At 39.1% G+C, this 9428-nt stretch carries 8 protein-coding genes and 1 riboswitch; of the genes, 4 read left to right on the top strand and 4 right to left on the bottom strand.

Annotation, left to right across the window (positions count from 1 at the left end; all coding sequences use genetic code 11):
- The first annotated feature begins 248 nt into the window (after positions 1-248).
- The 4 genes from graF to CD138_RS05595 all read left to right on the top strand — a co-directional run bounded on the left by graF (position 249) and on the right by CD138_RS05595 (position 4274).
- Positions 249-380 (top strand): glycopeptide resistance-associated protein GraF, encoded by a 132-nt coding sequence (gene graF, locus CD138_RS14505; protein ID WP_019168260.1) that lies wholly within the window; start codon positions 249-251, stop codon positions 378-380.
- A gap of 889 nt (positions 381-1269) precedes the next feature.
- Positions 1270-1369: riboswitch (TPP riboswitch) on the top strand.
- Positions 1370-1494: 125 nt separating this feature from the next.
- Positions 1495-2070, top strand: a complete 576-nt coding sequence (locus CD138_RS05605) for an ECF transporter S component (protein ID WP_019168261.1) — start codon at positions 1495-1497, stop codon at positions 2068-2070.
- Between the two features lie 12 nt (positions 2071-2082).
- A complete protein-coding gene (locus tag CD138_RS05600) occupies positions 2083-3486 on the top strand; it encodes an ABC transporter ATP-binding protein (protein ID WP_019168262.1) in 1404 nt (467 codons plus the stop codon).
- The gene (locus CD138_RS05595) at positions 3483-4274 is read left to right on the top strand and encodes an energy-coupling factor transporter transmembrane component T family protein (protein WP_019168263.1); all 792 of its coding nucleotides are present in this window, start codon (positions 3483-3485) and stop codon (positions 4272-4274) included. The genes CD138_RS05600 and CD138_RS05595 overlap by 4 nt, the downstream gene beginning before the upstream one ends.
- 796 nt (positions 4275-5070) lie before the next feature.
- Here the strand turns inward: CD138_RS05595 and purD are convergent.
- The 4 genes from purD to purM are packed head-to-tail and all read right to left on the bottom strand — an operon-like array spanning position 5071 to position 9428.
- Positions 5071-6318: a phosphoribosylamine--glycine ligase gene (gene purD / locus CD138_RS05590; RefSeq protein ID WP_019167831.1), complete on the bottom strand. Its 1248-nt coding sequence runs from the start codon at positions 6316-6318 to the stop codon at positions 5071-5073.
- 17 nt (positions 6319-6335) lie between these two features.
- Positions 6336-7814 carry a bifunctional phosphoribosylaminoimidazolecarboxamide formyltransferase/IMP cyclohydrolase gene (gene purH / locus CD138_RS05585; protein ID WP_019167832.1) on the bottom strand — a complete coding sequence of 493 codons (1479 nt, stop codon included), beginning with the start codon at positions 7812-7814 and terminating at the stop codon, positions 6336-6338.
- Between the two features lie 16 nt (positions 7815-7830).
- A complete protein-coding gene (gene purN, locus CD138_RS05580; RefSeq protein WP_019167833.1) occupies positions 7831-8397 on the bottom strand; it encodes a phosphoribosylglycinamide formyltransferase in 567 nt (188 codons plus the stop codon).
- On the bottom strand, positions 8397-9428 hold the full coding sequence (gene purM, locus CD138_RS05575; protein WP_019167834.1) for a phosphoribosylformylglycinamidine cyclo-ligase: 1032 nt from the start codon (positions 9426-9428) through the stop codon (positions 8397-8399). Before purM ends, purN begins: the two co-directional genes overlap by 1 nt.

Below are 9428 nucleotides of genomic sequence, written 5' to 3'. Positions count from 1 at the left end.
ATCCATTAGTTGCATTTACTATGTATTGATTCATTAAGTATAACAAAAATCATTTATTTTTATACGAAAAAAAGCATTACATATTTTTAGACTTGCAATCATTTCAAACTCGTTTAAACTTCTTCTGTGTTAAGAAATCGGTATGTCAAAATTTTATTTTTGACGACATAGATTTAATTCATATGTTTAGGTTGTGCACATAAAGGTAATAGTGATGATATAAATTAATTGAAAGGATGGCGTTTGAAATGGCTGAAAATGATATTAAAAAAGCTGCAGAACAAGCGAAAGATAAAGAGAATGAGTTGAAAGATAAAACTCAAGATGCCAAAGATGGTGCAGAAAAAACGAAAGATGATATTCAAAAGACTTTTGAATAGTCGTGCTTGATGTTTGAGGAATGGGCTGATTGTAGCCTGTTCCTTTTTTATTCGTTTAAAAACATTCAGTGTTTAAAGCATTTCGTCTTTAAAACATTTAGTCTTTAAAGCATTTCGATATCACTCGTTTCATTGAGATGTTTCTTACAGATTGACGAACGATGCTGATCCCTTTAGTATGAAAGTCTTTTTTGATAGCCTCTATTGGTCTCGCGTTCCGAGGCGCCTCACCTCAACTAATCAACGTTTGATTGAACCGCTACATGAGTTGAAGCGTTGGTGGATTTTCGGTTTCGGCTCGATGCCTCAGGAGTTTCGCTCCAATCAGCTATCATCAAAAGACATTTTAACTTCTCTTTTAGTATCGTTCTTTCAATCTTTAGTGCGTTACTTTAACCGATAAAATGAAATGCATTAAAGCAAAATCAAACTTAAGTCACAACCATTCCTCATCAACATTTAAAACAACTTCTAATTTTATAATTTCTTGTATCACGGTTTAGGGTAATGATCATGGTGCGTTTTCGAGAGCTAAGCAGAAAACTTATGTGCTACAAAAATTTTGTATTTAAGCATTGGATGCATTCCTCAGGTGTCTCGAGCTGTTATTTCGTTTTTTATATGTCGTCACTTTTGAACGAGAGTGTATTTAATTGTCTGTCTTAAATCGTGTTTTATCAACTATGAACTTTTCCTTCTCTCATATCACGCATTGCATTGAAGGTCATTTTGATGATTTTCATTATCTTTAATATGACAATACACTCACTATTCTTTTTTACAAAATATACATTTTTAATGCTTTGTTGATTTACAAATATTGAGTCATTCCGCGTTAGACACCTTGACTTTTCAATATTCTCGGTGTACATTGGCATTATCAATTAAATACGCACACTAGGGGTGTGAAAGCTGAGATGAGGTGTGACCTCAAACCCTTTGAACCTGAACTAGATGATACTAGCGTAGGAAAGTGTTTTATGATGATTTGCATATTGAATGATGGACCATGTCTGTCTTTTCGATAGCTTATCCATATATCAATGAGCACATGATGCGCCTATCTTCAGTTTAAGATATGCGTATTTTTTTAATTTTTGGGAGGAATTTACATATGAAAAAAGGCTTAACGTTGTCAGACATCCTCGTCACTGTACTCGTATCTGTGATCTTTGCAGTGATTTATAATTTGTGGTGGGCTGTCACAAATACTTTACAGCCATTAGGTTTACATCTTGATCAATTGATGTATGGCATGTGGTTTAGTGCTGCAGTAGTGGCATATCTCATCATTCCTAAAATGGGAATTGCATTGTTGGCTGAATTTGCTGCAGGTGCTGGAGAAACGATAATGATGGGACGCTTTGATATTCCTACTATTATTTACGCGTTACTTCAAGGTCTAGCATGTGAAATCATTTTTGCCATTTTCCGCTACAAATCCCGTGCCTTAATGGTTGCAGTTCTAGCAGGTATGGCGGCCGCAATTATTAGCTTACCTATCGATTGGTACTATGGCTATTTAAATGAAGTTGCGACTTGGAATTTAATTTTACTGATTAGCTTCCGTATCATCAGTGGTGCAATTTTAGCCGGTGTATTCCCTTACCTACTCGTTAAGGCGTTGGATCAGACCGGTGTAACAAAACTATTTCGTCCTGCTTCCAAAGACGATTACGATGCATTGTAAGGGTGACCTATCGTGTTAAAAGTTAAAAATTTACGTTTAAAATACCCGAGTGCAGATTATAAAATTTTTGACGGGATTGACGTAGAAATCAAAGACAAAGAAAAAGTACTTTTACTTGGGCCGTCTGGTTCAGGTAAAAGTACATTGCTCAATGTGTTAAGTGGTATTGTACCGAATTTAATCGATTTACCGATGAAATATGATGTTTTAGAAATTGCCGAAAATTCAGGTGTCATTTTCCAAGACCCCGATTCGCAGTTTTGTATGCCTCAAGTGAATGAAGAATTGGCATTTATTTTAGAAAACCAACAAATCCCACGTCAAGACATGGATGCGCGTATACAACAAGCGTTACAATATGTCGGCCTTGATGTAAATCCAAAGCAACGTATTCATCAATTGAGTGGTGGTATGAAGCAAAAACTCGCTATTGCAGGAACTTTACTCCAAGGGGCAGATACATTGTTTCTTGACGAACCGACTGCCATGTTGGATATAGAGGCGACTGAAAATTTGTGGAATCTTTTAAAGGATTTGTGGAAAGATAAAACAGTATTAATTGTCGAGCATAAAGTAGAACATATTTGGCACCATGTTGATCGAGTCATACTGATGGATCATCAAGGTCGTATAATACAACAAGGAACTCCTGAATACATTATGTCGCACTTTGAGGATTTGTTAAGTGAATATGGGGTATGGCATCCAAAAGCGTGGTCTCATGCACCTAAACCCCAACATGTCGTTCAAGCGACAACGCAAAATTTTCATTTTTCATTCGAACGAGGCGCTATACAAAGGGGCCGTCATCAATTGTATGAAGTTGACGCATTACATATTGGACCGGGAGAATGGATTACCCTCACAGGAAAAAATGGTTCGGGCAAGACTTCGCTGTTAGAGTCGATGATGCAATTGATACGCTATAAGGGGAATATGCGTTACGATGGGCAGAAATTAACTAAAATTAAAGATGCTGCACAACACATGTTTTTAGTGTATCAAAATCCTGAACTGCAATTTATTCAAAATAGCGTGTTTGATGAAATATGGGTCAACTATCATCATATGGATCCTGAACATGCGAAATCGATGACTGAAGAAATGTTAGAATTGCTTGATTTGAAACATGTGTCAAGGCAACACCCATTTGAATTATCTATGGGACAAAAGCGTCGTCTCAGTGTAGCGACAGCATTAAGTACGCATGCAGATATTATTTTATTAGATGAACCGACGTTCGGCTTAGACAGTCATAATACGTTTAAATTAATTGAATTATTCCAGAGTCGCGTGGCACAAGGACAAACGATATTAATGGTCACACATGATGCACATATCATTGAACGTTACCCTACTCGTCGGATAGAAGTTAAAGATGGCAAACTCTATGAAGTTAAGGGGGGGCGCACATGATTGAATCTTGGAAAACACGACACACTTTTATGGATGATGTGAATATTGTAACCAAATTATTTTTAGGTGTCGCACTCTTCTTCTTCATTATTTTCGTTCACCATTTTGACGTCATGATTTATCTTGCGACGTTGATGCTTATTTATATGTTACTCGTTGCTGGAACACAGTGGAAAGTCGTTTTGACCTTCACATTAGTCGCAACATTTTTCGCTCTCACCTCCTCATTATTCATGATCTTTTACGGTGACGGACAACATGAGTTATTGAAATTCGGCTTCGTCAACATTACGACGGAAAGCCTTGTACGAGGACTGCACCTCTCATTCCGGACGATGACTGTGAGTTATTTTGGATTGTCAATTGCCTTTACGTCACAAGTCATTATGATTTTTTACAGTTTGATGCAACATTTAAAAGTGAAACCGAAAGTGGCTTATGCTTTTATGGCAGCATTTCGTATGATACCAATCATGTTAGAGTCGCTTTTCCAACTGCGTAATGCCTTAAAAATGCGCTATCAAATGATTGATAATCGCAACTATTCTGGCTTCAAACGTCTGAAACATTTGTTAATTCCTTTGCTCAGTCAGAATATTAGAAAAGCACATCGTTTATCTGTTGCAATGGAGAAAAAAGGCTTTAAAGACGGGCCACGAACATATTATTATCATGTCCCGTTTAGTTATAAAGATTTGATTCTTATTATGATTACAGTGGTGATTGTCATCTTAGCCTTTACATTGGCACAAGTGTTACCAATCACTGGTATTACTGATGCACGCTAAGCACATACTGTTTTTGCGTTTTCATGATCTCGATGATATGAAAAGGCAGGTTTAGATTTCCTATTAACTTTCCCGTTTATTTCCATCTGCAAAGGAAATCGTTTCCCTTTATTGATTTTTGAAAGTCAATAAAGGGATTTTTATGTTCAACAAAAAAGCGTAAACCCCTTTATGATGACAGCCACATCGACCTCATCATAAGGATTTACGCTTTTAGTTTTAGTTTTAGGTTAAACACACTATCCATAACAGCGAAAGGGAATAGGTCATAAAAATTTTTGATGCTATAGATGCAGTATTTTTGCTAAACTTGCCCTCCTTATGGTTTGTGGTTTTTGATTGCCCTCATGGCTTCCCTTTCTTAGGGGCTGGCCCTTCAACTAACTAACGCTTGATTAAACTGTTACATTTGTTGAAGCGTTAGTGGATTTTGGGAGCAGTACAGAAATCTCATGTGTCACAAAGATTTCGTCGTACTGCCCCCGCAAGGCTGACTAGGCTTCTCAAAAGCGAACGCATTGAGAAGTCAGACAGCTACTGCGATAAACAGCAACCACTATCAAAGTTAATTGACGTTATCTTGTTTTTAACTTCATCCCTCAAGAGTCTCAGCCTTCTGGCAATCATACTCCAAATACTGGGACAGAGGGCAAGTTTCTAATATGAAGACAATCCAAAGCATTTAATGATGGCGACCAGTTCATCCTCAATTCCGGATGTTTTACCATCATAGATACATGTAAGTCCATAAAAATATAGGGACTAGGAAAACTTAATCTCCTAGTCTCTTTTATATTTATTCAGCTTTAATGGCTTTATGTGCGATATCTTTACGATAGAACAAACCATCACTTTCAATTTTTGCTACTCGTGCATAGGCAGCTTGTTGTGCATCCTCAATTGTTGCACCTTCACCAATTGCCAAGATGACACGTCCGCCTGATGTGACATAGTTTTCACCGTCATGCGTTAAACCACTCACAAAGTACGCGCCTGGCTCGTCTTCAAAACCTGTGACAGTTGCGCCTTTTTCGTATGCACCTGGATACCCTTTTGAAGCGAGCATGACACCGACAACCGCGTCATCTTTCCACTTCATGTTGATCGGTGCTTTTTCATCTAATTCAATGATATGTGCCATTAAATCACTTTCTAAGCGTGTCAATAATACTTGTGCTTCAGGGTCACCGAAACGTGCATTAAACTCAATCACTTTCGGGCCTTCCTTCGTTAAAATGGCACCGATGTATAATAAACCAAAGAAGTCGTGCCCTTCTGCTTGCATCGCTTTGGCAATCGGTTGCGCAATTTTCTCATTCGCTTCATCTAGGACGCTTTGACTCATATGTGGCACCGGACAGTATGCACCCATTCCGCCTGTGTTCGGTCCTTTATCTTTATCGTATGCGCGTTTATGATCTTGCGCAATCGTATCGAACGGGACTGCATAATCGCCATTCACAAATGTCATGAGCGAAAATTCTTCCCCTTCTAAAAATTGTTCGAATACGACTTTACTGTTGTCCTCAGGGTATAAAGTCTCTACCGCTTCACGTGCTTGATCGCGCGTTTCAGCAATAATTACCCCTTTCCCTGCTGCAAGTCCATCTTTTTTCAGCACAATCGGCAAGTCACATGTTTCAATATATGCGAGTGCCTCGTCTTTTTGTTCGATTTCACGGTAGGTCGCAGTTGGAATATCATATTTTTCCATGAGACGTTTGGCAAATGATTTTGAGCCTTCGATTTGAGCGGCGTCTTGATTTGGGCCAAATACTTTAATGTGTTCAGCGCTTAATGCATCAGCAAGGCCTTCTGTCAATGGTTGTTCTGGACCGATGACAACCCATTTCACTTCATTTTCTTTTGCAAATGCGACAATCGCTTCATGATCCGTTTCTGCAATTTCACCGTGTACTTCTGCGACATTTGTCATTGCAGCATTACCTGGAATCGCATAAACTTGTGAAACCAATGGCGATTGATTCAATTTATGTGCGAGTACGTGTTCACGTCCCCCACCACCGACGACTAATACGTGCATATTCGACATCCTCCTCATTAATGTTTAAAGTGACGCATGCCTGTTGTCACCATCGCAATACCATAGCGGTTCGCCATATCGATAGAATCTTGATCTTTAATCGAGCCACCTGGTTGAATGATGGCTTTAATGCCTGCTTTTGCCGCTGTTTCTACAGTATCCCCCATTGGGAAGAAACCGTCTGATGCGAGTACTACATTGTCATTCATTTCAATTGCGCGTTCAATCGCAATTTTAGCAGAACCGACACGATTCATTTGACCTGCACCGATACCCACTGTTTGTTTATCGTTCGCTAAAACAATGGCATTACTTTTGACAGATTTGACAACTTTCCAGCCCAGTAACAACGCTTCCCATTGTGCTTTCGTTGGCTCAACATCTGTAACAACTTTCATGTCAGCTTGGGCCACATCAAAACGGTCTTTGTCTTGAACTAAGTAACCGCCTGATACCGATACAAATTCAGTTGTATCTGCTTCTTCCGTCATTTCAATTTCAAGTAAACGAATATTTTTCTTCTGTTGTAAAATATCTAACGCTGCTTGTTCGAATTTTGGTGCAATGACCACTTCTAAGAAAATCGCATGTAAGTCTTCTGCTAGTTCAGCAGTGACAGGACGGTTTAATGCGACAATACCACCAAAGATAGATTGATTGTCCGCCTCATACGCATGTGTATACGCTTCATGAATGTTTTCACCTGTCCCCACACCACAAGGGTTCATATGTTTTACTGCGACTGCTGCAGGTTGTTCGAATTGTTTCACTAAACTTAATGCCGCATCTGCATCTTTAATGTTGTTGTAGCTCAATTGTTTGCCGTGTAATTGTGTCGCACCAGCAATCGTATTTTTCGCTGTAGATGTACGGATAAATTGCGCAGATTGTTGCGGATTTTCACCGTAACGTAATTGTTCGAGTTGATGACCGAAAAATTGTGTAATGGCTTGATCATATTCAAATGTATGTTGGAATACTTTAATCATTAATGACTTGCGGTATGTTTCATCTAATGTATCGTTTTGAATGCGTTGAATCACTTCATCATAGTCAGTTGGATCAACAATCGTTGTGACATGTTTGAAGTTTTTCGCTGCTGCACGTAACATCGTCGGACCACCGATATCAATGTTTTCAATCGCGTCCATTTCAGTCACGTCTGGGTTTTTCACTGTTTCTTTAAATGGGTATAGATTCACAACGACCATATCGATTAAATCAATATTTTGACCTTTTAATTGCTCAAGATGTTCTGGTTTGTCACGATCTGCTAAAATACCGCCATGAACAGCTGGGTGTAATGTTTTCACACGACCGTCCATAATTTCTTCAAATTGTGTCAGTTCAGAAACGGATGTCACTTTCACACCTGATTCGTCAATCGCACGGAAAGTGCCACCTGTTGAATACAGTTCGTAACCTGCTTCAACGAGTGATTGTGCAAATTGAACAATACCAGTTTTGTCTGAAACACTTAAAATCGCTTTTTTCATAATTGATGATATCTCCTTATCGAATAATCTTCTTAATGACTGCTGGGTACAATTCATACTCTAATGATTTAATACGTTCTTCTAATGATTGTTGTGTATCGTCTTCGTAAATCGGACATGTACGCTGCTCAATGATTTGGCCAGTATCCATGCCTGCATCCACATAATGGACTGTTGAACCTGATTCTTTATCCCCGCTGTTTAACGCTTGTCCTACTGCATTTTTACCTTTATATTTAGGCAATAATGAAGGATGAATATTCAAAATCCGCCCTTCATACGCTGATAATAATGTTTCACCGATTAAGCGCATGTAACCTGCTAGTACAATCCATTCTACCCCTTCATGTTTTAACCCGTTCAAAACCGCAGTTTCATACGCTGCTTTATCGTCAAAAGTACGTGGTTCGAAAGCATGTACGGGAATGCCATGTTGTTGTGCCAGCTGAATACATGATGCTTCGGGTTGGTCAGTGTACAACGCTGTGACTTCAATATGCGCGAGTTCACCTGATTCGACGCGCTTCATAATGTTGTCAAAGTTCGTGCCAGAACCAGATGCAAAGATTGCAATTTTAACCACTATTTTGCCTCCGTTAAGCGAATGGCTTCATCTTCTTCAGCAATATGACCAATTGTATATGCATCCACATTCGCATTTTTTAAGATTTCATGAACTGTTGCTTCATCTTCAGGTGCAACGACAAGTGTAAAACCAATTCCCATGTTAAAGATATGATACATTTCATCTGTGTCGATGTTGCCTTGTTGTTGTAGCCAATTGAAAATAGACGGCGTTGGGAATGATGCCGTATTGACAACTGCAGTTTTGCCTTCAGGTAATGCTCTTGGAATATTTTCGTAAAAACCGCCACCTGTAATATGTGTCATCGCTTTAATTTGAACATCTTTTTTCACCGCGAGTACTGGTGACACGTATAAAGCAGTTGGTGTGAGTAATACGTCTAAGAAACTTTGTTCGCCTTCAAATGTATCATTCACATCGATGCCTGATTCTGTAACGAGACGACGGACTAAACTGTAACCGTTCGAATGAATGCCGTTTGAAGCAAGGCCGATGATGACGTCGCCTTTTTCCACTTTTGAACCATCGATATAGTCCTCTTTTTCAACTGCACCTACAGCAAAACCAGCGACATCGTATTCACCTTCATGATACATTTCGCCCATCTCAGCTGTTTCGCCGCCGATTAATGCTGTATTTGTTTCGACACAACCATCACTAATGCCTTTAACGATTTGTTCGATAATTTCTGGCACAACTTTATGTGTTGCAATATAGTCTAAAAAGTATAACGGTTCTGCACCTGTCGTTAAAATATCATTCACACACATCGCAACGGCATCAATACCGATTGTGTCATGCTTGTCATAGTCAATCGCAAGTTTTAATTTTGTACCGACACCATCAGTTCCTGAAACGAGTACCGGTGCTTTCATATTGAGTTGTGATAAATCAAATGTTGCACCAAATCCTCCTAAGCCGCCAAGTACTTCTTTACGCATCGTACGTTCCACGTGACTTGACATTCGTTTTACCGCTTCATAGCCGGCTTCGATATCCACACCAGCTTTTTTATATGATTCAGCCAT

It is taken from the genome of Staphylococcus intermedius NCTC 11048 (assembly GCF_002902385.1).
In the GTDB taxonomy this organism is placed as follows: domain Bacteria; phylum Bacillota; class Bacilli; order Staphylococcales; family Staphylococcaceae; genus Staphylococcus; species Staphylococcus intermedius.
This window is presented reverse-complemented; position numbering and strand designations above follow the sequence as displayed.

Bases quoted from the DNA above. Each gene is read 5' to 3' on its own strand.
- graF (WP_019168260.1), top strand. From the start codon at position 249: ATGGCTGAAAATGATATTAAAAAAGCTGCAGAACAAGCGAAAGATAAA.
- CD138_RS05605 (WP_019168261.1), top strand. From the start codon at position 1,495: ATGAAAAAAGGCTTAACGTTGTCAGACATCCTCGTCACTGTACTCGTA.
- CD138_RS05595 (WP_019168263.1), top strand. From the start codon at position 3,483: ATGATTGAATCTTGGAAAACACGACACACTTTTATGGATGATGTGAAT.
- purD (WP_019167831.1), bottom strand. From the start codon at position 6,318: ATGCACGTATTAGTCGTCGGTGGTGGGGGACGTGAACACGTACTCGCA.
- purH (WP_019167832.1), bottom strand. From the start codon at position 7,814: ATGAAAAAAGCGATTTTAAGTGTTTCAGACAAAACTGGTATTGTTCAA.
- purM (WP_019167834.1), bottom strand. From the start codon at position 9,428: ATGGCTGAATCATATAAAAAAGCTGGTGTGGATATCGAAGCCGGCTAT.